The following is a 23,666-nucleotide window of genomic DNA, read 5'->3' on the forward strand; positions in this document are numbered from 1 at the left end:
TTCAGACCTCGCACGATCGCATCCCGGTGTTGGCGTCCGGCATAGCGGAACGAGTTACGGATCAGGTGGATCACGCATTGCTGCACGATGGTGTGTTCCCAGGTCGTGGTGATCGCTTCGGGTAGGCCCTTGAGCCCGTCGCAGACCGCGATCAGCACATCGGTCACGCCGCGGTTCTTGAGCTCGGAGAAGACCTGCAGCCAGAACCGTGCCCCTTCACCACCATCGTCGCCGGCCCAGATACCGAGGATGTCTCGTTCACCGCTGGTGGTCACCCCGACGACGACATAGAACGGCTTGTTCACGACCTGGCCGCCACGAACCTTGATCACCAGGGCGTCGACGAAGATCACCGGATAGATCGAATCGAGCGGCCGTGACGACCACTCGGCCATCTGGTCGACGACCTTGTCGGTGATCTTGGAGATCGTCTCCTTGGAGACCTTGGCCCCATAGACCTCGTCGAAGTGCGCGGCGACCTCGCCGGTGGTGAGCCCGCGGGCGGTCAACGACAGCACGATCTCGTCGATACCGTCCAACCGCCGCTGCCGCTTACGCACGATCTTCGGGTCGAAAGACGCGTCAGTGTCGCGGGGCACGTCGATCTCGACCGGGCCGATCTCGGTCAGCACCGTCTTCGACCTGGTCCCGTTGCGGGAGTTCCCGCTGTTGCGACCCATCGGGTCATGGCGTTCATAGCCGAGATGGTCATCCATCTCGGCCTCTAACGCCGTCTCCAGCACGTTCTTCGTCAGCCGGTTCAACAGCCCGTCCGGGCAGACCAGATCGACGCCCTGTTCCTTGGCCTGCGCCAACAGCTGCTCAGCCAACTGCCGCTGATCGATGCTCTCTCCGCTCACAGGATCGAGCATCTCTTCCGAGCCAACCTCACGATCGCTCGGATCAGTCATGGTCATTGGTCATGTCCTCTCGGTCAGACCAAGACCAGATCCACCGTTACCCGGACAGTCCCCAGATCAGACCCGATTCGTGGCCCAAGTCAGGTCCCCGGTGTGCTGGAGCGCTATCAGCGGCGCACGGTGCGATTGATCGAGCAACTACGCGGCGTCGTCAGAGAGCTTGCGGGCCGCGCGTCGGCTCGGTTGCTACCCGTGATGGGAATCGCTGCGGGCAAGGACACTGCGGTGCGTGCGTTGTTGGGTATCGCCTTGCCCGAGCGGACGGTGCCGCGGGTGCTGGGGATCGATGACTTCGCTCTGCGTCGCGGCCGCCAGTACGCCACGGTGTTGATCGACGCCGACAGCGGCGTCCGCATCGACGTGCTGCCCGGCCGTGGCGCGAGCGTGGTCGCCGACTGGCTACGTGGCCATCCCGGCGTCGAGATCGTGTGCCGCGACGGGTCGAACACCTACGCCCAAGCCGTCCGCGATGCCGACCCGGCCGTGCAGCAGGTCGCGGACCGGTGGCATCTGTGGCACGGCCTGGCTGAAGCAGCGGCCAAAGAGGTGGCGGCCCACTCTGCCTGCTGGGCCGGGGCAACCGGCGTCCAGGACGGGCCGCTGGCTCGCACCAACATCGAGCGCTGGCATCAGGTGCATGACCTACTCAAGCAAGGTCACGGACTGTTGGAGTGCACCCGGCGGCTGAATCTGTCTCTGAACACTGTCAAGCGCTATGCCTGTGCGACTGCGGTAGACCGGCTTCGCCCGGGCGCTTCGGCTTGGGTCTTCTGTCGGAGTCTTCCATAGGGTGTCTGTCCGTTGAGGCTGCCGTGGGGGCGGTCGTAGTTGTAGTAGTCCTGCCATTCTTTGAGGCGGGCGTTGAAGACGTTGACGTCGTCGATGACGATGCCGTCGAGCAGGCGGTAGAACTCGTCGGCGTCGATCCGGTGAGACCGCTCCACTTTGCCGTTCAGTCGTGGCGTGCGGGGCTTGATGTAGACGTGCCCGATGCCCTTGTCGAGCACGTGCCAGTGGAACTGGGTGCCGAACTCGGTGCCGAACTCGGTGCCGTTGTCCGTCTGGATCTTCTCTACAGCGAACGGCAGCTGGGACAGCACGTAGTCCAGGAACTGGATCGCGGTCTTCTGGTTGAGCGTGGGGTAGATCTTCAGGATCCGCAGCCGGGTGCAGTCGTCGATCGCGGTGAACTAGTAGAACTTGCCGCGCCGCCCGACCGGCTTGAGCGAGACGCCGGTCTTGCTGACCTTGGGCAGGGGTTCGACGAACTTGACGTCGATCTGCACCTGATGTCCCGGGCGTTGCTTCTCGTAGCGCTTCCATCGGCGATCGTGGCGCTGATATCGCTGCGATGTGGGCAGCCGGCCCATGCCCAAGTGGCACAGGATTCGCCACACGGTCGAGCGGCTGATGGTGACGTCGTGGTAACGCTGCAGGTACATCGCGATCTTCTCCGGCCCGAAGTGGTAGTTGCGCCGCAGGTGGATGATCTTGTCCACCACGTCGGCGCGGGTGGCGTTCGGGCTGGTCCGCGGCCGCTTCGACCGATCTCGTAGCCCGTCGACGCCGTCGGCCTCGTACCGGCGCAGCCACTTGTAGTACGTCGGCAGGCTGATGCCGTAGTAGCGGCACGTCATCGCGACGTTGCCGGACACTTCCTCCGCATGACGAAGGACCGCGAGGCGCCGACGCACCTCGCGGTCCAACACGGGCTCACTCACCCGGATCCCTATGATCAACAAGCCCAGGTGTCAACCATCTCCCGCAGTTTAGACCGACACGCCCGTTCGTGGTCAAAGCCATCGCCGTCGGTCCATCCACAGTGGATCTGTCTGCAGCGCTGGATGGTGGGTTGTGCCTCGTGCGCATCCCCAAGGGCAGCTTGGGTGAAGACACCACTCGGCTGTTGGGCTCGCTGATCGTGGCGCGCGTGTGGCAGGCCACCACCGCGCGGGCCGCGTTGGCGCAGCGGCAGCGCAGGGACGCCTCGTTGTATGTGGATGAGGCGCACAACTTCCTCAATCTGCCCTACGCCATGGAAGACATGTTGGCCGAGGCGCGGGGCTGCCGGCTGTCGATGACGCTGGCGCACCAGCACCTCGGGCAGCTCGGGAAAGACTTGAAGGAAGGGATCTCCACCAACGCGCGCAGCAAGATCCTCTTCAATGCCTCGCCCGAGGATGCCCGCGAGCTGGCGCGGCACACCGCGCCCCGAATCGGCGAACACGATCTGGCGCACCTCGGTGTGTTCCATGCGGCAGTCCGCCTCGTGGTGGGCGGCGAGGAAACCCAGCCGTTCACCGTGACCACCGAACCGTTGCCCCCTGCGATCCGCGGTCGAGCCCGGCTCGTGCGCAAGACCGCTGCGCGCCATACCCGGCCGTTGTCCGCCTCGGCCGAGGGCCGCGACGCGTCCGGGCCGGACGACACCGGGACCGATCCCCGCCGCGCCACCTGATTCCCGCTACCCCAGCGGAGCGGGCCGCACCGACCAGATGGGTACAGCCCGCCCCGCTGCTCTCGTTTTCCTGCACACGGTCCGCAAAGGAGATTGCGTGTTCGACCCCACGTCTGCCCAGAGGGACTTGCGTGCCCGGGTGCCCGCCCGTACGAGCGCGCGGGTCGCGGCCACGGCCGATCACCTGGCCACCGTTGCCGCGCACCTCACCGCGCGGGATCGGTGGCTGGCGCGGATGCTCGCCGAACACCGCACGCTGACCTCCACCCAGATCACCCAAATCGCCTTCCCGAGCCGGCGCGCAGCCAACCAGCGGCTGCACAAACTGCACCAGTGGCGGGTGCTCGACCGGTTCCAGCCCTACATCGGGCGCGGCCGGGCACCGATGTTCTACGTCCTAGACACCGCTGGCGCTCACCTGCTGGCGCACGAGGACGGCCTTGATCCCCGCGACCTGGGGTCCCGCCCGCAACGCCAAACAGCCGGCGCGCAGGATGTCCTCGGTGCGCGGCCCCACGCTGAGGAGAACACCCGGGAGAACACGGACACGAGGTTATCGACCGCCGCTTCCTTCGACCCCTCCAAGGGATTCAGGCAGGGTGTCGGTCCGGGCGAGTCGGCGTCGAAGAGCACCACCTTCTCGGCGGCGTGCTCCGGCAGGCGCTGCAGCACATCGGTGATCAGGTCGCCCTTGGGGTCGATGACCACCCCACCCCGGCCGTGCTCGGCATCGGCCAGGATCATCCGCGTCAGCATGGTGGATTTCCCGCTGCCGGTGGCGCCGAGCACGTGCACGTGGTGCCGGGCGTCGGAGACCTGGAGCCCGACCGGGCGGGTGTGCCCGGTATCGGAAACCCCGATGGGCCGGATCAGCTCACCCTCGGTGGGCGTATTCGGCGGGGTGGCACGGCCTTTGCTCTCGCTCGCGCGAGGCCGGGCAGAGCCTCGTCGGTGGGCAGGTGCGCCAGCGCGGCCAGCTCCGGCACCGACAGCAGGTCGCCGCGCCGCAACCGCCGCCGCGCCATGGCCGTCAGCGGGTTGCGCAGCCGGCGGCGCTGGTAGTGGTTGTGCTCGGTGTAGCCGGAAAACGCACTCGCGATCGCATGTGCCCGGCCCCGCAACTGGTCGCGCACCCGTGTGATCTGTTCGGGCGGCGTCTCGGCGGGCACGGTCGTGGCAACTGCGTACCGAATCACGGTCTCCCACTGCGAGCCGCGCTGCTTGCCGACGATGGCGCGGTTCTGCGCCTGGTACTCCAACGACGTTTGCGGGTCGAGCTTCGGCTCACCGGCGCGGCTCACCGCCGTCGGCGTGGGACCCGGCGTGATCGCGTCCAGGAGTCGGCCCACCGGCCGGGTGGAGCGCCCGGCGTGCAGGTGCCGCGCGGCGCGCCTGCTTGACCCGCCGACCAGTCACTGGTCGCGCGAGCACCTGCACACACGCCCCGTCATACACGCCCAGACCGACCGGAGCACCGAGCAGCGCCCGGATAGGGTCCACGTCGAAATCGCTGCGGATCGGCAGGGCTTCCGAGCGAGCCAGCCGCAGTACACCCCCGGTGACCAGTCGGCGCCGGCCACCGTCGGCCCTGGTGGGCAGCGGAGCCGCTGCCGGCTCGGTGGTGGTGTGCGATCCGGGCCAGGCCGCTTCGACGGCACGCTCGACCATGCCCGGCGGTACTGTGCCCGGCACCCACAGCCGGATCTGTACGCCGTCGTGGCCGAACACGTACTCCCATGCCAGATGGGGCTGCCCCTGCGCGAGCCGAGTCCACATGGGACGCAGAAGTCCGACGAGGTTCGACCATACTGCTGGCGCGCCCTCCGGGTCGACCGTGGGCGGGGCCAGGATCGTCACGATGCGAGCGTTGTCGTGCAGGGCGTCCTGGCAACGGTTGGACCACCAGCGTCGCAGCGCCCACAGCGCCGTAATGGTGATCAGCAGTGCGAGTGCGGCGATCGGACCCCAGGCCTGCATCCAAGACCAGGCCGTAGTGAGCAGCGCACGGATCGTGCCCCAGGGATCGGTGAGCAGCCCGCCGAGCGGGCTGTCCACGGGCGAACTGAGCGGAAACACAAGTAATAACCTCCCGATATGAGGAACTGAAGGCGGGACAGCGAGCCGCGAGCTAGGCGGCGTGCGTGTCGGTCCGGCGGCCGTCGCGGCGGCGCAATGACGGCGCGCTGGTGATCGAACGGACGCGGCCGGTGCCCCGGCGGGCCTCGCGCTCGGCGTCGACTTCGGCCTGCCACTGCGAGAACCGACGACCCTGCAAGCGCCGCAGGAAATGGGGAATGCGGTTTGATGGCACGCCCACCAAGCGAGGACCTAGCACCGCCAGCAGGTCGGACGCTTCTTGCGAGGACCATCCGGCTTCGGCGATGGCCTGCTCGTCCGCGAACACATCGGCCACCCGGTCCGTCGCGGCGTCGATCCGGCCGTCTTGCGTGCCGCCGTAGGAGTAGACCCATAAGAAGTTCTCGGGCGGGTCCGGCTCGACGAGTCGCCGGAAGCGGTGGATCTCCTTGGTATAGGCGTAAAAGGTCACGTCAGGAGCAGAGCGCATGATGCGCAGCCAGCTGCGGGTGTAGTCGTCGGAAAAGAAGTCGCCCGAGTCGTGCACCCGCACGAACCGGCCGCGGAACTTCGGTGCGGCCAGTTCGGCGAGCATCGCCTGCTCCCACCCGGCCGGATCGTCCAGCACGAATATCAGGTTCGCCTGGTGCTTGGCGCGCACAGTCGGCCACAAGTAGGTTCCGTGTCGGGCGTAGCAGACGTGGCGGCAGATTCCTGCTGACGGGCAGGTGTTGTAGGTGCGGCCGTCAGGCAACCGGCCAGCCCAGGCGGGCAACGTCGTCACAGCGCGGCCACCGCAATGCTGACCGCAGGCGCTTCGCTGGCCGAGATCGGCCAGGTGCTGCGTCATCGTGATCCGATCACGACCACGCTCTACACGAAGGTCGACGTGGCGGCCCTGCGTCCGGTCGCCCGTCACTGGCCTGCTTCGGACGGTACGGCATGAGCGCATTGCGTCCAGCCCTCGCCGACTATCTGGGTGTCCGCCGCGGACTCGGTTTCCGGCTAGATCGGGCGGAGAAGCTGCTCGGCCAGTTCGTCGCCCGCTTCGCGGCTCGTTTGACAGACCCGCTCCGAGGTAGTGGCGCTGGCCGGCCGCACGGCTCCCCCTTTTCCTCCTGAGTATTTCAGCGTACGGTGAACTCTACCGCTGGGTACAGGGTGATCGTGATGCTCGGTTCGGCCACCAGGGTGGAGGTGGGTGAAATTGAGGTACCGGGATCCGTACGGGCTGGCATGGCAACAGCTGGGCAACGCGCTGTGGGATGTGTTGGCAGTCGCGTGGTGGATGCTGGTGGCTGCCAGCGTCGCGTTCGGTGCATGCTGGTGCATGGGGCAGTTCATGTATATGGAGTGGGTTCGCGAACATCCTCCGCCCCGCCTCCGGTTCTTTGCCGAACGCAGGCTGCGTCAGGACATCGCCCGCGGGTTGGGCGATCTTGAGGACTACCTGCGCAAATGCGATCCAGTACACCTTGACGACCGGCCAGCTCGGGCCGGACGGTCCCGAACTTGGAGGGGGTGGTGCCGACCTTGAAACAGACTCCGATGGCCCGGACGCCTCCTGAGTCTACGGTTCGCAGTTCGATCTCTGACTGCAGCCCCAACACCGGCCGCTGGGGGCCGACGAGTTCGAACCTGTGCCCGGCGGGACGTCGGTGCCAACCACGGCTCGGTGGCGGCCAAACGGATCGGGGGCGGCTGGAGCGTCCGGGCTGTGAGGCGACATCGACGCCGGGCCGAGTCCTGTGAGGAACGTGTCAGTGGCCCGCAGGCTGCAGCGGCTGCGGGCAGCATCCCCGCAGGTCGTACCGGGTGGGCCTGGCTGGATGGGTGATGGTGAGCAGATGATGGCGAGCCGCTGGCAGGACGAGGGCGAGGGGCTGCTCCGGGTGGTGGAGCGCATCGCCCTGATCCTGAACGAGGCGGGGTCCCACGGATGTCGGCCAGGGTGTTCGCCTACATGCTCGCCGACGACGCCGAACGCTACACCTCCGCCGCGCTCGCGGAAGGGCTTCGGGTCAGTCCGGCCGCGATCTCGGGGGCGGTGCGCCATCTCACCGCGACGCGGATGGTGGTCAAGGAACGCCAACCCGGGAAGAGGGCGGAGCTCTACCGGGTCTGTGACGGCAACGTCTGGGGCATGGTCGTGGCCCCTGGATCCCGGTTCTCAAGCAGTGGCAGTCCACGCTGGAGAGCGCCACGGTCGAGCTCGGCGCTCCCGGCGGTGAAGGCCACCGATTAGCCGAGGCGACGACGTTCATCGCGTTCCTGCGCAACGAGCTGGAGGGAATGCTGGAGCGCTGGTCTGATCACCGGCTGGATCCTCGGTGACCGAGACACCGGCGGTGATGGTCGACCGCGTTCGGCCGTGCGGGCAGACGGGGTCGACGTGGTGGGGCTGCTGAACGTGCCCCCGGTGGTTCGGCTCCGGATGCTTCCGGGGGGCTCGTTCAGTCGCGGACCTCGATGTGGTGTCGGTCGGTGGCCTCGGCCTGCTGGTTGAGCATGGTCAGCAGCTTGTCGCCCTCGACGTCAAGGTCCGGCAGCAGGCGGTCGAGCCAGCGGGGCAGCCACCATGCTCGTTCGCCGAAGAGGGCCATGAGCGCCGGGACGAGGGTCAGCCGGACGACGAAAGCGTCGATGAGGATGCCAGCGGCGAGAGCGAAGCCGATCTGCTTGATCATGATGTCGTGGCTGAAGATGAAGCCGGAGAACACCGCGACCATGATGATGGCGGCCGCGACGACGACCCGGCTGGCCTGGTCGAACCCATGGACGACGCTGTGTCGGGCCGGCTGGCCGTGGATGTGTGCCTCGCGCATCGAGGAGACCAGGAAGACCTCGTAGTCCATGGCGAGTCCGTAGAGGATGCCGGTCACGATGATCGGCATGAAGCTCATGAGTGGGCCGCCGGTGTCGAACCCGAAGAGGCCGCTGAGCCAGCCCCACTGGAAGACGGCGGTGGTGGCACCGAAGGTGGCCAGGATGCTGAGCAGGAAGCCGGCTGTGGCCTTGATCGGGACGACCACGGAGCGGAAGACGAGCATCAGGATCAGGACGGAGAGGACGATGATGATGCCGAGGTAGAGCGGAAGGACATCGGCGAGTTTGTCGGACATGTCGATGCCGATGGCGGTGAACCCGGTCACGCCCAGCCGCACCTGGTTGCTCTGGGCGATCGCGTTGCTGGGCTCGCGCAGCGACTTCACAAGATCGCTGGTGGCCTCGTCGCTGGGGCCGGAGGTGGGGATGACGCTGAACACGGCCAGGTCGCCGGCCTCGTTGACGCCGACGGGTGCGGCCAGCACGATGTCGTCTCGGTGTTGGAACTCGTCGGCCAGTTTCGCGGTCAGCTCGGGTGTGACGCGGCCTGCGGTGCCGGTGGGCTCCGCGGTGACCAGGAGCGGGCCGTTGAATCCCTCACCGAAGCCTTGGGAGACCGCCTCGTAGCTCTGTCGGGCGGCGGTGTCCTGGTTCGCGGTCGCACCAGTTGGGATGCCCAGGTTCATGCTGGCCGCGGGGATCGCCATCACGCCCAGGATCGCGACCACGCCGCCGATGACGGGCCACCGGAACCTGATGACACCCTTGACCCAGTGGTCAGCGACGCTGTGGGACTCCGCGTCCGCCTTGGCGTAGCGTCGGGCTCGGGCCTTGTCCGAGCAGATCCGCTCCCCGACCAGCCCTAACAGCGCGGGCAGCAGGGTCAGGGCGATGAGCACGGCCAGGGCCACCGTGGACGCCGCGACCAGGGCCATCGTGGAGAGCATCGCGATGTCGATGACGGTCAGCGCGGTCAGCGCGATGAGGACGGTCAGGCCGGCGAAGAAGACCGCGCTGCCTGCGGTGCCGACAGCTCTGCCTGCTGCCTCCTGTGCGGTGAGTCCCTGATCGAGAATCAGCCGTCGCTGCCGGTTGACAACGAATAGGGCGTAGTCGATGCCGACGGCGAGGCCGACCATGAGACCGAGCACGGGCGTGGCGGAGTTCATCTCGACGGCCGTGGAGAGCGCGTACGCGCCGCCCACGCCGATGCCGATGCCGACCAGCGCGGTGATCAGGGGCAGGCCGGCCGCGATCAGCGAGCCCAGGGTGAGCACCAGCACCAGGGCGGCGACGGCGAGACCGATCACTTCGCCAACACCGACCGGGATCTCGATGGCCTTGAGCGAGTCGCTCGGGAGAACGGTGATCCCCGTACCCTGCTCGGCACGCTCCACCACCTCGACCACCGAGCTGACGTCCTCAGGTGTCAATGAGGTGGAGGCGACCGTAAACTGGAACTGGAACAGCGCGACCTGCCCGTCCGAGGACACGAGCACGCCGGGCACCGGTGCCCCGTCCACCAGCAGCGGCTGGTAGGGAGGCGCCTGCCCGTGGTCCGGCCCGGCTGGCGGAGTGCCCGGTGCCTTCTCCTCGGGCGTGCCTGGGGTGCCCTCCTCCGAGGTACCCGTGGCGAGGTCAAGGGGATTGACGACCTTGTCGAGGTCATAGACGTCGCTGACGGTGCCGCTGATCACCGCGAGTCGCTCCGCCGTGTCGAGGCGCTCACCGTCGGGCGCGGTGAAGACCACACTGGCCTGCCCTCCCGAGGCGGCGGGGAGCTCATCGGCTACGCGGTCGAGCACAGTCTGGGCCTCGGTGCCCTCGATCTTCATCTCCGAGCTGACGCTCACCCCGTTGATGGCGACCGCACCGACGACCACTGCGAGGGCGGCGAGCCAGCCCGCAATGAACAGCCACGGCCTGCCGAACGCCGTTCGTCCGAGCCGGTACAAGAAAGTGGACATGAGGGACTGGTGCTCCTTGAGGGCAAAGAGGGGCGGTGTCTAGAAGGTCTAGAAGCCGTGGCGCAGGTAGTCGAAAGTGATGTCGAGGAACGAGCTGTAGTCCATCGACGCGGGGCTGGGGTCGTACTCGCCGCCGAGGTCCACATCAAGGGTTCCCTCTAGAGCGGCCATCACGGCGCCGTACACGGCACCGAACAACAGCGGCACGTAGACGGTGGGGTACCGGTCCCCCGCCACCGAGCCCAAGAGTTCCTGCGCGGTATGGCGCATGCGTTGCTGAACGCCCAGCACGTGGGGCTCCAGGGTCGGGTACCGCCGCGCCATCGCCATCAGCTCGCGCATCCTCACCAACGCGTCCGTGGTGAACTGCGTCTTCATCACAGCCAACAGGACGTCGAGCAGCGGCAGGTCAGCGGGAAGGCCGGCCAGGATCGCGCTGGCGTCGTCGACACCACCGAACGCGACCGAAGCGACCGCCTCCTCCTTGCAGGAGAAGTGGTTGCCGAAGGTCCGCCGCGAGTACCCCGCCCGCTCCACCACGTCCGCGGTGACAAACCCCGACAAGCCGCGCTCACGGGTCAGCTCGAACGCCGCCTTGGCCAGCGCCTCTCTCGTCGCCTCGCGCTTGAGGTCCCGCAACCCACGATCCACGCCCTCAGTATGCCCACCTCTGCCCAATGAGCAAAATTGCCCAATGTGCACATCGATGCTGGCCTCGGCGCAGTTGCTCCCAGGCAGCCGTCCGGCGACGGCGGGCCGCTGGCGTGACGGCACGACGGGCTTCGCAGCGGACGGCGAGGTCGGAGGCCCCCTGAGAATCGGAGGTGCCACTCGTCGCGGCATCCGGCTCAAGCAAGCCGCTGAGGCGCGTGGGGTTGAGGTGCTCGTTTCCTGCGCCTGCAGGATCCGTGGACGAGGCGGGTTTGAGTGCCGTCCGGCCTGCTGGGTTTCCCGTGGTGGACGAGGTAGTCGCTTGAACGCCCTGCGGGTGACAGGCAGCCACCATCGTTGCCATTCGTGTGCGGAATGTGGCCCGACTTGGGCCACGAAACCGGTCTGATAGTTGGCACGGTCTTCGACCTGGTCGGCGCCGGGCACACACCAGCGCGCCGCGCTCGCGATATCGCAGATTCCGGGCCCCGCCCTGGCTCGCCACGCTGTCGGCCTCGACAATCTGACCTCGGCAAGCCAGGACGATCTGGTGGCCGTGCTTCTCCCGGCCTCGCCCCGGCTCTGGCCACGCGAGAATGGCGGGCTGGTGCGCTCGCTGTCCCTCCACCGGTTATGGTTGGTACATGCAACCGCTTGGGTCGAAGGCCGACCTGGTCTCGGTGGAGTCCATCGAGCAGGAGCTGACTTTGTTGGTGCGGCGCGCCCAGAAGGTGCATCTGCGCGGGGGCCCGACCGAGCAGGTCGTGGAGAGGGCCGCCTACGGCATCCTTGCGTGGCTCCATGACACCGGCCCACTGCGGCCCAGTGCGCTGGCAGCACACTTCCACCTGGACGCCTCGACGATCAGCCGGCAGGTCGCCTCCCTGGAGCAGGCCGGCCTGATCACGCGGGAAGCCGACACCGAGGACCGACGCGCCTTCCGACTGCGACTCACCGAGCGCGGCCGAGACGTCCTGACCACGACCCGGGCGGAACGACGCGGTGTCGTCCGGAAGCTGCTGCAGTCGTGGTCGCCCGAGGACCTGGCGAACTTCGCTTCCCTGCTCGCCGCGTTCAACGCCGGCCTCGACAAGCATCTGGCCTCGGACCCGAACAGCACAGAACGGAGCCAGCGATGAGCACGCCGTCTTCCCCCGAAGCCGGTGCCCCTGGGGCACCCGGCGAACAGGTGATGCCGGGGCTGACGCACCGGCAGATCCTCACCGTCCTGGTGGGGCTCATGATGGGGATGCTGGTCGCCGCCCTGTCCCAGACGATCGTGGCCACGGCGCTGCCCACCATCGTCGGTGAGCTCGGCGGCCAGGACCAGCTGGCCTGGGTCGTCTCGGCCACCTTGTTGACCTCGACCGCCTCCACACCGATCTGGGGCAAGCTGTCGGACCTGTACGGCCGCAAGATCATGTTCCAGTCCGCGATCGGGATCTTCCTGGTCTCCTCCCTGGCCTCGGGGTTCGCCCAGAACATGGGGCAACTCGTCGGATTCCGGGCCGTGATGGGAATCGGCGTTGGTGGGCTGATGGCACTGTCCCAGGCGATCATCGGCGACGTCGTCAGCCCCCGCGAACGCGGCCGCTACCAGGGCTACATCGGCTCGGTCTTCGGCCTGGCCACCGTCGCCGGGCCACTGCTCGGTGGCTTCCTGGTCGAGCACCTCTCGTGGCGGTGGACCTTCTGGGTCGGAATCCCCATCGGCATCGCGGCCCTGGCGGTGACCGAACGTGTGCTGAAGCTGCCGTTCCCGCGCCGCAGGCATGCCATCGACTGGTTGGGGGCCTTCTTCATCGTCGCCGGGATCAGCGCCCTGCTGTTGATGCTCTCGCTCGGCGGCAAGGAGTTCGCCTGGAACTCGGGCTGGACCTACGGGCTGACCGCGGTGGCGGTGCTCATGCTCGCGCTCACCGTCTGGCAGGAGCGCCGGGCGGTCGAACCGATCATGCCCCCGCGACTGTTCGCCAACCACACCTTCGTCATCACCAGCCTGGCCGGTTTCGCGGTCGGGGTCGCCATGTTCGGCGCCATCATCTTCCTCCCGCAGTACCTGCAGATCGTCAAAGGCGAGTCACCCACCGCATCCGGCCTGCTGACGCTTCCCCTGATGGTCGGCCTGCTGGCCACGTCCATCGCCTCCGGACGCATGATCACCCACACCGGCCGCTACAAGATCTACCCCGTCGTCGGCCTGTTGGTCGCCGTCCTGGGGCTGACGCTGATGAGCCGGATGTCGGTGGACACCTCGCTGTGGCTGGCCGGGGTGTTCATGTTCATCACCGGCGCAGGCATCGGCATGGTGATGCAGGTCCTCGTGCTGGCGACCCAGAACGCCGTGCCCCACGCCGACCTCGGCGTCGCGACCTCCGGAGCCACCTTCTTCCGCTCCCTCGGCGGCGCGATGGGAGTCGCAGTCTTCGGCGCACTGCTCACCCACCGCCTCCGCGACACCATCCCCGCGCAGCTCAAGGCGGCCGGGGTCACCGCCGACCAGATGCCCGCCGGGACTGCCACCCAGGGCAGCCCCGAACAGATCGCGGCGCTGCCCGAGCCCATCCATCTCGCAGTCACCACCGGGTTCGCCGAGGCGCTGCAAACCACCTTCCTCGCCGCCGTACCGTTCGCGCTGCTCGGGTTCGTCACCCTGCTCTTCCTACGCGAAACCCCGCTGCGACAGACCCACGGACACACCTCCGCCGAGGACCTCGCCACCGCATTCGAAACCTCGGTCGACCCCGACGCGCATCTCACCGACCACGAGAACCGGCCCGGATCGGGCGAAGTCTCCAGGAAGGTTGGTCAGCCGGGTGACTGATGGACGGCCTCCGAGGGTCTGTCAAACAAATTTCGGACGGCGCCCCAGCCGCGGTCCTGCCGAGAGGCTGCGCTGGGAGCCGTGCTCAAGGGTGCTGGTGGGCGCGTCGGAAGTGGCTCGGTGAGGAGCCGGTCCATGCTTTGAAGGCGTGCGAGAAGTTGGTGACGTCGCTGTAGCCGAGTTCGGCGGCGACCTCACTGACCGACGTGGATCGGTCGAGCAGCCGTATCCGGGCACGGTCGAGCAGGGACTTCTGGAGGAGTTCGCGGAAGCTGGTTCCCTCCGCGGCGAGGCGGCGTTTCAGGGTGCTCGAGGAGATCGAGAACTCATCCGCGACTGACTGGATCGTCTTCACCCCTGGCCTGTCGTCCAACAGCTCCCGCACTCTGCGGGTGAAGTCCTGGGGGCCAGCCCGACGTTCGAGCGCCTGCTGGAGGTCAGTTATGGCGACTTCGTAGGCGAGTGGGTCGGGGAAGCGGCAGGCCGTGTGCAGCGTCCGTGCAGGGATATGCAGGTAGGACAAGGGGGCGTCGAAGACGAGCCGACCCCCTGGCCATGCCTCTCGAGACAGGACGCTCGGCTCCGGCCAGCGACTATGCATGGTCACCTCCGACGTGTCGCCGACCAGCAGGTCGATCAACCGCATGAGGGCCAGGCCGCAGTAGGTGACGACTAGACAGTCCAGGTCGGGTTCTCCTGCGTTCCCGGACAGCCGAATCGTCAGGTCCTCCGGCTGGCGATCGAACTGGGTGGTGACGGCCTTGGTGATAACCGGAAGATAGGTCAGCAGCTGCACGACCTCGGCGACGGTTCCTGCGCTGACCAGCGGCACGCTCATCGGCCCGAAGGACGTGAGCTGGGCCTGTTCCGCGCAGGCGATCCCCAGCCGGGTCGCCTGCTCGGCGTCGAGTTCGGGATAGACCTCGCGAAACCACCGCAGCGGTGCTTGCGCTTGGGTCTGAATCAGAGTCAGCTCGCCGGTTCCCTCGCGCGCCATGATGGCGCGGAACTCCTCCACGGCGTTCTGATCGATCGCTGAACTGCTCAGCAGTTGCACGAACACAAGAGATGGGACGCCTGGCTCGTCTCTCCACATGGCGATCCTCACGTGATCCGAACTCACAACAGGATGGCGCGGCTTCGACATGGCCTTGTCGGACGCCGACGACAATCATGAAGGAAGTGTCCGTCTTGTGGTCAAGAGTGGGGTAGTTGTCGATGGCAGTCGTTACTTTCGTGTCGCACGACGGGGAGAAGCACGAGGCGCCCCTCGAGGAGGGCTGCTCGCTGATGCAAGTCGCGACGAACAACGCCATTCCGGGCATCGATGGCGACTGCGGCGGAGAGGCCGCCTGCGGCACCTGCCACGTGATCGTGGATCCTGCCTGGGCCGACAAGGTCGGCCCGTCCGGTCCGGTGGAAGAGGAGATGCTGTCGATGAACCCCGAGCGACAGGCGACGTCTCGGCTGTCCTGCCAGATCAAGGCCTCCGAGTCATGGGATGGCCTGACCGTGCAACTGCCCGAATTCCAGATGTAGCAGGAGGTGTCGACGAGATGAAGATCCCTGAAGCAGTCAAGAGGAAGGTCGAGGCCGCCATCCCGCTGGATCGACAGGTCCAGGCCGCACACCTCTACGACAAGGGCCGACGCTGGCTGACCCGCACGAACGGGCAGAAGATGTTCGTCGAACGCCCGATCCCGCCGGTCGAAGAAGTCGCGCTCGAAGACATCGACCTCAGCAACCCGTTCCTCTACCGGCAGGGGCGCTGGGCCTCCTACTTCAAGCGCCTACGCGACGAGGCCCCGGTCCACTACCAGCCTCACAGTCCCTTCGGACCGTTCTGGTCGGTCACGCGTCACGCCGACATCATTGCGGTGGACAAGAACCACGAGGTCTTCTCCGCGGAACCTCTCATTGTCATCGGGGCGCCGCCGCGGTTCATGGACATCGCGATGTTTATTGCCATGGACCCGCCCAAGCACGACGTTCAGCGCCGCGCCGTCCAAGGGGTGGTGGCTCCGAAGAACCTCCGCGAGATGGAGGGCCTCATTCGCGAGCGCGTCAGGGACGTCCTGGACAACCTGCCCGTCAACGAACCCTTCGACTGGGTGAGCACCGTGTCGATCGAGCTCACCGCCCGCATGTTGGCGACGCTACTGGACTTCCCCTTCGAGCAGCGGCACAAGCTCGTCGAGTGGTCAAACCTGGCCACCTCGATGGAGCAGGCCAACGGAGGCCCCTCCGACAACGACGAGCTGTTCCGCGGCATGGTGGGCATGGCGCGTGGACTCAGCACATTGTGGCATGACAAGGCCGCCCGCCTCGCGGCCGGTGAAGAGCCCGGGTTCGACCTCATCACCATGCTGCAGAGTAATGAGAGCACCAAGGATCTGATCAAGCGTCCCATGGAGTTCGCCGGCAACCTGATCCTGCTCATCGTCGGGGGCAACGACACAACGCGCAACTCGATGAGTGGTGGCGTTCTCGCGCTGAACCAGTTCCCCGACCAGTTCGAGAAGCTCAAGGCCAATCCGGACCTGATCCCGAACATGGTCTCAGAGATCATCCGCTGGCAGACTCCGCTTGCCTACATGCGCCGGATCGCCAAGACCGACACCGTGCTCAACGGCCAGTTCATCCGTAAGGGTGATAAGGTGGTGATGTGGTATGCGTCCGGCAACCGCGATGAGACTGTGTTCGAGCGACCGGACGAGTTGATCATCGACCGGCCCAACGCCCGCAACCACATCGCTTTCGGGTTCGGCGTGCACCGGTGCATGGGCAACCGGTTGGCCGAGCTGCAGCTGCGGATCCTCTGGGAGGAGATCCTCCCGCGCTTCGAGAGGATCGATGTAGTCGGGGAGCCGGAATACGTCCAGTCCAACTTCGTTCGGGGCATCAGCAAGCTGATGGTCGAGCTCACCCCCAAGGGCGCCGGATGAGCTCAGCGCGCGCGGTGGTGGTGGGTGCCAGTCATGCCGGGGCGCAGCTGGTCACCAGCCTCCGCCAGGAGGGCTGGTCCGGTGAGATCGTGCTGGTCGGTGACGAGTCGGTGCTGCCCTACCAGCGACCTCCTCTGTCGAAGGCTTACCTCGCTGGCAAGTGCTCGCTGACGGAGTTGGCCATTCGCTCCCAGGACTTCTACCTCAAGCAGGGCATCGAGTGCCTGGACGCCTGCGTGGAGGAGATCGATCGTTCGGCTCGCCAGGTCCTGCTCAGCACGGGGGACAGACTGTCCTATGACGCCCTGGCTCTCTGCACCGGCGCACGCCCACGACGCCTGCGCGCCGCCGGCACCCAGCTCGATGGGGTGCACTACCTACGTCGGTCATCTGATGTGCAGCGGATCCGCGAGGACGCCATCCCCGGACGGCGTGCCGTCATCGTCGGTGGTGGCTACATCGGCCTGGAGACCGCCGCGTCGTTGCGCGCGCTGGGTCTTGACGTCACCGTGCTGGAGGCCGCAGACCGTGTCCTCGAGCGGGTGACCGCTCCTGAGGTGTCGGCATTCTTCACGCGCGTCCACCAACATGAGGGAGTCGACGTGCGGACGAGCGCATCGGTCGAGGCGCTGGTCGGTGACCACCGCGTCCGCGAGGCGGTCCTGGCGAGCGGCGAGCTTATGGCAGCCGATCTCGTGATCATCGGGGTCGGTATCGAGCCGACCACGGAACTGGCCGAGGCAGCCGGCCTGGCGGTGGACGACGGGATCTTGATCGACGCGCACGCGCGCAGCAATGATCCCACCATTGTGGCCGCCGGGGACTGCGCCTCGCAGGACATGCCACGCTACGGCCGACGGATCCGCCTGGAGTCGGTGCCGAGCGCGGTGGAGCAGGCGAAGGTGGCAGCGGCGACCATCTGTGGAACGGACAAGGAGGTCACGGCGCTCCCGTGGTTCTGGTCGGATCAGTATGACCTCAAGCTCCAGATCGCGGGACTCAACACGGGCTATGACGACATCGTCCTGAGCGGTGACCCGACCGCCGACCGCGATTTCACCTGCTACTACCTCCGGAAGGGCGAGCTGATAGCCGCTGACTGTGTCAACCGTCCCCGGGACTTCATGACCACCAAGCGCATGCTCGGCCAGGGGACCGCAGTCGATATGGCCGCCCTGACAGCAGAGGTTGCGGTGTGACGAAGGGGGCCGACCGCTGACCGTGGTCACCACCGAGGCACCGCCCAGTGCGGCGAACAAGGATGACTTGGATGTCGACAGCGTGGACGGCGATGGGGCTTCTGTCTAACATCCTGGGCGTCCGTGAATCGCGTCGGTTGCAGACGTGAGGCACGTCCCCAGAGACGCACGCGGTCCTGCATGGTGGCTGGTGTTGCTCGTTCGCAAACCGCTGCTGCTGGTGGCCAGGAGAGTGGACTGGCGCGGCACGGGACGCCTCGCCGAGACGGGAGGTGCGGTGCCGGCGGTCAGCCCTGTCTCCCGAACCGATCCGTTGTTCCCGGCGGAGATGATCCTGGACCAGAGGGCCGGACCCCCGGTCATAGCAAAGACGAGCCCGTTTCAGAGCAGAGCTGTCGGCTGGTGGTTTCGGCCGGCCGGCCACGTCGAGGTCGATCGTTCCAACAGCCGAGCTGGGCTCCGCGCTGCGGTCGAAGCCGTGGATCGCGCGCCCTCGTCGTCTACCCGAAAGGATCGATCACGAAGCGGCCGGAGGGAAGTCTGATGCCGCTCAAGGATCGGGTACTGTTCGCATCGCGCTGGAGACGAGACGTCAGCTCCATTGACTCCTGTTGCACAGTGGGGCGTGCAGACGATCGTGCCAGCCTACGAACGGAGGGTGGTGTTGGGCCGTCGTCGTCCGATCACGCTACTGGTCGGGGACCCGGTGCCATTCGAGTCGAGGACCTCCGAGAGTTGCCGACGACCACGGCAGTTGGTGCGGGATACTCGCGGGGCCTTGTCCAGTCGTACAGCGTCACGACCAGGGTTGCAGACGACCACGCACGGTAGCTTGATCTTGTCCAGATCGGTGACGGGAGTCGGTAGCGAGACAGAGATCGCTACCCTGTCTTTCATGCGGGCACACTCCATGCGTGAACGGTTCAGGGAGCACATGCGCTCGGCTGTCCTCGAGGCTGCCCACGACTTGATCATCGACCGCGGCTGGGACCGGGTGCGCATGGGGGAGGTGGCGGACCGAGCCGGGGTGTCGCGGGCAGCTCTCTACAAGGAGTTCGGTGACAAGGCCGGCCTCGGAGAAGCCGTCGTGCTTCGGGAAGCCTCACGCTTCCTGGAGGGCATCCAGGGGGCGCTGGAGGCGCACGTCGGCGATGCGAAGCGCGGCATCGCTGCAGCCGTCGACTACACCTTGGACGAGGCGGGGCGTAGCCCCCTGCTCAAGGCGGTGCTCATCTCCAACCGCGACCTGAATGGGGGGAGCCAAGCGTCCACGGGGATGCTCCCACTGCTCACAACTTCCGCGCGACTCCTCGACCTCGCCTCCGACACCCTGGCCGGATGGGTCGCGGAGAGTTACCCGAGTCTTCCCGAAAACGACGTCATCGACGCGGCCGACACCATGGTCCGCCTGACAGTCAGTCACCTGGCCCTGCCCAGATGGGACCGAACCGCGACAGCACGCAAGATCTCAGAGGTCGCGGTCCGGTTCCTCTCCCTCGAATCGTGACCTGCGCCGGATTGGCACGACGGGAGCAGTCTGAACTGAGCTCAGCGGCGTACTGCGTGTTCGTCTGCGCCCTGCTGCTGACGTAGCACCGTCTAGAGAACCTTGCCGGCGCTGTGCGGTGCAACTCGGCCACGAACTCGACCCGGGTAGGGCACTTGAAGTGGGCAAGCCGCTCCCGGGCGTACGCGATGAGCTCCTCGGCCGTCGTCTCGGCGGCGTTCTGGAGCGCCACGGTGGCCACTGGCGTCTCGCCCCAGTGGACGTCGGGGACGCCGACGACGGCCACTTCACGGACGGCCGGGTGCCGGTAGAGCTCCTGCTCGACGGTGTCTCCGACGGGCCCCAGCCAGGGTGCCGATCCGGGCGCCGTGTCCTTGAGCGTCTTCGGAGCCAGCACCGTCGCTGGCCTCAGCGCGGCCGTCCGCCGATCCATCCGTCGACGCAGCGCGCTTCTCCGCCGCGATCAGCGAGCTGGTCCTCGACGGTCTCGCGACACCTGGCAGTGGGACTGTCCGATAAGTTGATCAGATAGCCCCATCTGGAGTTCCTGGGCGGTGGAGACGCCGAGGGTACGGATCTTGCGGTACAGGGTGGCGCGGCCGATGCCCAAGATTCTCGCCGCTTGTGTCCGGTTGTTCCCGACGCTGGCTAGTGTTTCGATGATCAGTTCGCGCTCCGACTGCTCCATTACGGATAATTGTCGTTGGTGTGCACGTTTGAGCACCCAGGTCGGTAGGTGGTGCGGTTGGATCTCCTGGCCATGGCTGGCGTTGAGTGCGGCGGCAAGGGCGTCTCGTAACTCGGCGATGTTGCCCGGCCATGGGCTACGCATCAGGGCTTGTAGCGTTGGCAGGCTGCAGTGTGCGGTGGGTTGGCCGGCGAGTTCCGTGAGCAGGACCGACGTCAGGTCGGCGATGTCCTCGATGTGCTGGGCCAGCGGCGGCACCCACAGGTGGTGCGGGTAGGATGCGAGGGCTTGTTCGAGCCGCTCATGGGTGTGGGTCGTGGTTTGGGCGGTGACGATGAGTCGTCCGGTTGTCGATGCGGAGGCGGGATGGGGGCTCGTCGCCGCGAGGGCCCGCAGCTGCGCCTGCGCCTGTGTCGGAAGGTATTCGATTCGCCGTACGATGACGTTGTCGCCTTGCCCAAGGGTATCGTTGGTCCGGATGATCAGGTCCTTGGGTGCGGTCTCGGTGGGGTCGGCGGCGTTGAAAACGCGCAGTCCCCGGGCGGGGCTGGACAGTTCGTGCAGGTACTTGGCCAGGTAGAGCTTGCCTGTGCCCGGTTCGCCGGTGATCGCTACCGGATCGGGGAGCTGAGCCAGTTCCTGGATTCGCGTGGTGACGCGGCGCCACTGTGGGCTGCGTCCCGCTGGAGGTGTGCAGCCGGTGCCGGTGGGCGTCGCGGATGGGCGGTAGCCCGTGCTGAGGTGGCGAGGCCGGATCGGATCGAGGTACACCACGACCCCAGCGGGGTCGTGGGAGGCGGTCGTGACGGATTGGCACCGGACACGGTACCGCCCGTGCGTGAGGTCCACGCTTACTTCGGAGCGCTGGGTACGAGCCAACTGTGTGGACGCGTCCCAGAGTACCGCCTGGTCTTGGGGTGTGAGATTGCCGCTGGCGATGGGGTTGGTGAGGATCATGTTCGGGTTGAGGCCGAGTATGGCGCCTCGATGCAGACGGCGGGCACGGGTGAACGCCTCGACGAGGGCGACGTCGGCGGGGGACGACAGGTGGCTCAACCGGGTTTCGATGTGCTGTACCGATTCGGAGAGCAGAGCGGGGATGAGCGGGTTGTAGTCGTCAGCGAGGCAGGTGATGTCGAGAACTCCCTCGACGGCTCGGGTGACCGGGTTGTGGATGGGGACCCCAACGCACGACAGGTGGCGTAGGAAGTCCGCGTAGTGTTCTTCGCCGCGAACCGCGACCGTTCGAGCTTCCTCCAGGACTGTGCCTAACCCGTTAGTGCCGGCGTACTCCTCCGCGAAGGCGAACCCGGGGGCCGCGTATGCGTTGTCCAATGCACTGTACAGCGGCTTCTCGCCAACCCAGCGCCGCACGATCCTCGCCTGCCGGTCGGCGAGCAGGATGCTGGTGGAGGTGTCGGCCAGGGAACTGGCGAGACGTTCTACCACCGGCGTGGCCGCCTTCAGCAGTCGGCTGTCACTGTCGAAGTCCGGATCGTAGGGTAGTTCAGCCTTCTTGTCAGGGGCTATTCCGCAGGCTGCGGACCGGCGCCATGACAGCGCGATCTCGGCACGTACGGACAGCTGTGGGGACTCGCGGCGTGCCTCAGGTGTGGCCGTCCCGCCTGAGGCACGGCCACCGAGTGTGACTGAGGTGGGCTCCATTGCCTGCACTCCATCGTCCACGGGGGTGTGACGTGATGGTCCAACCAGAGTAGCGCGGAATCCCGTTGGCCCGATTGTCTCACTTTGAGACACAGGTCACCTTTGCTTGACGCGGCTTGAGTGGGCTCCGCCCAGAAGTCGTTGACCTGAACCTTCGGCCATCATGTGCCCGACACGCTGCGAAAACGCGCGGTCGATCCCTCGGCCAGACGCGAGGCAGGGTCGTCGTCTCACATTGATACGGCGTGCTCGTCCGCGTGGCGGGTAACAATCTGTTTCCACAGGTGAAACCTCGGCCAAACTCGCGAGATCGGACGAATGGAGTGTTTGTGGCTGATTCGAAGTGTGATTTGCGGTCTATCCTGCTCCCCGCGTCCGATTTGGAAAGTTCATTGGCCTTTTATCGAGATGGGTTGGGGCTCGGTGTCCGGATGCGGGATCGGGACGACTATGCCGAACTCTCCGCCGGGTCGATAAAGCTCGCCTTGGCGACTCCGGCTGACCATCCGGTGCCGGAGTCGGCGTTGCCGGTGTTCCGGAGCGACGACGTCTCGGTTGCGGTGTCCCGACTGCTGGCGGCCGGTGCGACGGTGTTGTCCGGGCCGGTTGAGGGGGCGCACGAGATTCGGGCGGTATTGCGGGACCCCAGCGGGAACCCTTTCGTGGTCTACCGAAGCCGGGCTTGACCAGTTAACCGATGTGAGGAGTAAGTCTTATGAAGGAGATTTTGTTCTACCTGCCGGCCGTGGGCAGTTATGACCAGATGAAGAAGGGCTTCGCTGGGGTCAACGACAAGAACTACCAGAACATGCTCTTCCAGATCACCAAGCAGGCGCAACTGGCTGACGATCTCGGGTACTGGGGCGTCGCGTTTACGGAGCACCATTTCCACATCGAAGGCTTCGAGGAGTCGAACAACCCGATCCTGCTCGATCTGTACATCGCGATGCAGACACAGCGGATCAAGGTCGGGCAGATGGCGAACGTGCTGCCGTTCCAGAATCCGATTCGGCTGGCCGAGGACCTCGCGATGCTCGACCAGATGACGCGCGGACGCTCCTTCGTCGGGATCGCCAGGGGGTATCAGAAGCGGTGGGCGGACGTGCTCGGGCAGACGTACCACGTCGGCGCCACGTCCTCCGACAAGTCGGAACGCGATGTGGCCAACCGCAAGCGGTTCAACGAGCACTGGGAGATCATGAAGGCGCTGTGGAGCGAGCGCACGACGTCTCTGAAAACCGAGAACTGGCAGGTTCCGCCGCCGGGAATCGATTTCAATCACGAAGCGGTGAATAATTTTGGCGGTGGCCAGGACGATCAGGGCGTGATCACCGAGGTCGGTATCGCCCCGAAGCCGTACCAGAAGCCGTGGCCGCAGGTGTTCCAGCCGTTCAGCTTCAGCGAGGAGTCCTTCCGGTTCTGCGCCCGCGAGGGCATCGTCCCGATCGTGATGAACACCAATGACGAGGTCATTTCTCGGTTGCTGGACGTGTATCAGGAGGAGGCCGAGGCGGCGGGTCGCGGAGCGCTCAAGCGCGGGGAGGGGGTGGGCATCTTCCGCGACGTGCTGGTGTCACGAGACGCCGATGAGGCCCATTACTGGGCCCGACGCGGTAATGGTTTCATCTTCCCAAACTGGTTCGGGCCGATGGGCTTTGCCGAGGTGATGCGGAATCCCGGCGAGACCGGCCAGATCGGGGCCGACTACGACACCCTGTGTGAGCGTGGTTTCGAGTTCGTCGGTACGCCTGACGACATCAACCGCCAGATCGAGAAGTTGGTGTCGCAGCACGACCCCGAGTATCTGCTGCAGTGGCAATACCCCGGCCCGGTGCCGCACGACGTGCAGATGCGCAGCATCGAGCTGTGGGCCTCCGAGATCGCTCCGAACTGGCTGTGAGGCACGTGACCGCCGCGGCCGGACCATTCCCCTCGCCGAC

General features: G+C 66.4%; 19 protein-coding genes and 5 pseudogenes. 14 read left to right on the forward strand and 10 right to left on the reverse strand.

The annotated features are described in order from the left end of the window. A partial coding sequence (locus L2C96_RS39955) for an IS256 family transposase (RefSeq protein ID WP_237339807.1) occupies window positions 1–872 on the reverse strand: 872 nt, incomplete at its 3' end. Window positions 873–1,001: 129 nt separating this feature from the next. On the opposite strand from L2C96_RS39955, the pseudogene L2C96_RS39960 reads away from it, so the two are divergent. Continuing rightward, a pseudogene (locus L2C96_RS39960) lies at window positions 1,002–1,664 on the forward strand (transposase); the annotation flags it as partial. Here L2C96_RS39960 and L2C96_RS44880 read toward each other — a convergent pair. Together L2C96_RS44880 and L2C96_RS39970 are read right to left on the reverse strand one after the other, a co-directional pair. Further along, on the reverse strand, window positions 1,634–2,020 hold the full coding sequence (locus tag L2C96_RS44880) for an integrase core domain-containing protein (RefSeq protein ID WP_220818056.1): 387 nt from the start codon (window positions 2,018–2,020) through the stop codon (window positions 1,634–1,636). The pseudogene L2C96_RS39960 and the gene L2C96_RS44880 sit on opposite strands and share 31 nt — an antisense overlap. Before the next feature lie 90 nt (window positions 2,021–2,110). Next, a complete protein-coding gene (locus L2C96_RS39970; protein ID WP_199542774.1) occupies window positions 2,111–2,641 on the reverse strand; it encodes a helix-turn-helix domain-containing protein in 531 nt (176 codons plus the stop codon). Between the two features lie 56 nt (window positions 2,642–2,697). Between L2C96_RS39970 and L2C96_RS39975 the strand changes: the two are divergent. After that, window positions 2,698–3,378 (forward strand): annotated as a pseudogene (locus tag L2C96_RS39975) (TraM recognition domain-containing protein); the annotation flags it as partial. A gap of 235 nt (window positions 3,379–3,613) precedes the next feature. Then, window positions 3,614–3,769 (forward strand): annotated as a pseudogene (locus L2C96_RS39980) (replication-relaxation family protein); the annotation flags it as partial. A gap of 66 nt (window positions 3,770–3,835) precedes the next feature. Here L2C96_RS39980 and L2C96_RS39985 read toward each other — a convergent pair. Together L2C96_RS39985 and L2C96_RS39990 are read right to left on the reverse strand one after the other, a co-directional pair. Next, window positions 3,836–5,355, reverse strand: a pseudogene (locus tag L2C96_RS39985) (DUF8128 domain-containing protein); the annotation flags it as partial. Between the two features lie 151 nt (window positions 5,356–5,506). After that, on the reverse strand, window positions 5,507–6,304 hold the full coding sequence (locus tag L2C96_RS39990; RefSeq protein WP_158559813.1) for a GP88 family protein: 798 nt from the start codon (window positions 6,302–6,304) through the stop codon (window positions 5,507–5,509). Between the two features lie 1,089 nt (window positions 6,305–7,393). On the opposite strand from L2C96_RS39990, the gene L2C96_RS39995 reads away from it, so the two are divergent. Together L2C96_RS39995 and L2C96_RS45555 are read left to right on the forward strand one after the other, a co-directional pair. Next, window positions 7,394–7,699 (forward strand): MarR family transcriptional regulator, encoded by a 306-nt coding sequence (locus L2C96_RS39995; protein ID WP_110341397.1) that lies wholly within the window; start codon window positions 7,394–7,396, stop codon window positions 7,697–7,699. Then, window positions 7,645–7,788 carry a hypothetical protein gene (locus L2C96_RS45555; protein ID WP_504905284.1) on the forward strand — a complete coding sequence of 48 codons (144 nt, stop codon included), beginning with the start codon at window positions 7,645–7,647 and terminating at the stop codon, window positions 7,786–7,788. The genes L2C96_RS39995 and L2C96_RS45555 overlap by 55 nt, the downstream gene beginning before the upstream one ends. A 119-nt stretch (window positions 7,789–7,907) precedes the next feature. Here the strand turns inward: L2C96_RS45555 and L2C96_RS40000 are convergent, their stop codons facing one another. Continuing rightward, complete coding sequence (locus tag L2C96_RS40000; protein ID WP_237339805.1) at window positions 7,908–10,115, reverse strand: MMPL family transporter; 2,208 nt, start codon at window positions 10,113–10,115, stop codon at window positions 7,908–7,910. Window positions 10,116–10,295: 180 nt separating this feature from the next. After that, window positions 10,296–10,886 (reverse strand): TetR/AcrR family transcriptional regulator, encoded by a 591-nt coding sequence (locus L2C96_RS40005; protein ID WP_237339806.1) that lies wholly within the window; start codon window positions 10,884–10,886, stop codon window positions 10,296–10,298. Window positions 10,887–11,310: 424 nt separating this feature from the next. On the opposite strand from L2C96_RS40005, the pseudogene L2C96_RS45460 reads away from it, so the two are divergent. From L2C96_RS45460 to L2C96_RS40015, 3 genes and pseudogenes are all read left to right on the forward strand, one after another. Continuing rightward, window positions 11,311–11,457 (forward strand): annotated as a pseudogene (locus tag L2C96_RS45460) (TetR/AcrR family transcriptional regulator); the annotation flags it as partial. An 85-nt stretch (window positions 11,458–11,542) separates the two neighbouring features. Next, the gene (locus L2C96_RS40010) at window positions 11,543–12,037 is read left to right on the forward strand and encodes a MarR family winged helix-turn-helix transcriptional regulator (RefSeq protein WP_233520116.1); all 495 of its coding nucleotides are present in this window, start codon (window positions 11,543–11,545) and stop codon (window positions 12,035–12,037) included. Beyond that, window positions 12,034–13,722, forward strand: coding sequence for an MDR family MFS transporter (locus tag L2C96_RS40015; RefSeq protein ID WP_110341391.1), 1,689 nt, complete (start codon window positions 12,034–12,036; stop codon window positions 13,720–13,722). Before L2C96_RS40010 ends, L2C96_RS40015 begins: the two co-directional genes overlap by 4 nt. An 85-nt stretch (window positions 13,723–13,807) precedes the next feature. Here L2C96_RS40015 and L2C96_RS40020 read toward each other — a convergent pair whose 3' ends face one another. Then, window positions 13,808–14,779, reverse strand: coding sequence for an AraC family transcriptional regulator (locus L2C96_RS40020; protein ID WP_233520115.1), 972 nt, complete (start codon window positions 14,777–14,779; stop codon window positions 13,808–13,810). Window positions 14,780–14,940: 161 nt separating this feature from the next. On the opposite strand from L2C96_RS40020, the gene L2C96_RS40025 reads away from it, so the two are divergent. From L2C96_RS40025 to L2C96_RS40040, 4 genes are all read left to right on the forward strand, one after another. Next, window positions 14,941–15,261 (forward strand): 2Fe-2S iron-sulfur cluster-binding protein, encoded by a 321-nt coding sequence (locus tag L2C96_RS40025; RefSeq protein ID WP_110341590.1) that lies wholly within the window; start codon window positions 14,941–14,943, stop codon window positions 15,259–15,261. A 17-nt stretch (window positions 15,262–15,278) separates the two neighbouring features. Further along, the gene (locus L2C96_RS40030; RefSeq protein ID WP_110341387.1) at window positions 15,279–16,667 is read left to right on the forward strand and encodes a cytochrome P450; all 1,389 of its coding nucleotides are present in this window, start codon (window positions 15,279–15,281) and stop codon (window positions 16,665–16,667) included. Further along, a complete protein-coding gene (locus L2C96_RS40035) occupies window positions 16,664–17,866 on the forward strand; it encodes an NAD(P)/FAD-dependent oxidoreductase (protein WP_110341385.1) in 1,203 nt (400 codons plus the stop codon). The genes L2C96_RS40030 and L2C96_RS40035 overlap by 4 nt, the downstream gene beginning before the upstream one ends. Window positions 17,867–18,761: 895 nt before the next feature. Next, window positions 18,762–19,373 (forward strand): TetR/AcrR family transcriptional regulator, encoded by a 612-nt coding sequence (locus L2C96_RS40040; RefSeq protein WP_009156875.1) that lies wholly within the window; start codon window positions 18,762–18,764, stop codon window positions 19,371–19,373. Here L2C96_RS40040 and L2C96_RS40045 read toward each other — a convergent pair. Together L2C96_RS40045 and L2C96_RS40050 are read right to left on the reverse strand one after the other, a co-directional pair. Further along, window positions 19,282–19,806, reverse strand: coding sequence for an AMP-binding enzyme (locus L2C96_RS40045; protein WP_110341383.1), 525 nt, complete (start codon window positions 19,804–19,806; stop codon window positions 19,282–19,284). The genes L2C96_RS40040 and L2C96_RS40045 overlap by 92 nt on opposite strands. Window positions 19,807–19,836: 30 nt before the next feature. Next, entirely contained in the window at window positions 19,837–21,726 is a 1,890-nt protein-coding gene (locus L2C96_RS40050; RefSeq protein WP_110341381.1) for a sigma-54-dependent Fis family transcriptional regulator, read from the reverse strand. A 329-nt stretch (window positions 21,727–22,055) separates the two neighbouring features. Here L2C96_RS40050 and L2C96_RS40055 point away from each other — a divergent pair, with 329 nt between their 5' ends. Both L2C96_RS40055 and L2C96_RS40060 read left to right on the forward strand, forming a co-directional pair. Beyond that, window positions 22,056–22,412 carry a VOC family protein gene (locus L2C96_RS40055; RefSeq protein WP_199542770.1) on the forward strand — a complete coding sequence of 119 codons (357 nt, stop codon included), beginning with the start codon at window positions 22,056–22,058 and terminating at the stop codon, window positions 22,410–22,412. Window positions 22,413–22,441: 29 nt separating this feature from the next. Beyond that, window positions 22,442–23,626, forward strand: a complete 1,185-nt coding sequence (locus L2C96_RS40060; RefSeq protein ID WP_110341379.1) for an LLM class flavin-dependent oxidoreductase — start codon at window positions 22,442–22,444, stop codon at window positions 23,624–23,626. Window positions 23,627–23,666: the final 40 nt, after the last annotated feature.

It is taken from the genome of Amycolatopsis tucumanensis (assembly GCF_021654135.1).
In the GTDB taxonomy this organism is placed as follows: domain Bacteria; phylum Actinomycetota; class Actinomycetes; order Mycobacteriales; family Pseudonocardiaceae; genus Amycolatopsis_E; species Amycolatopsis_E tucumanensis.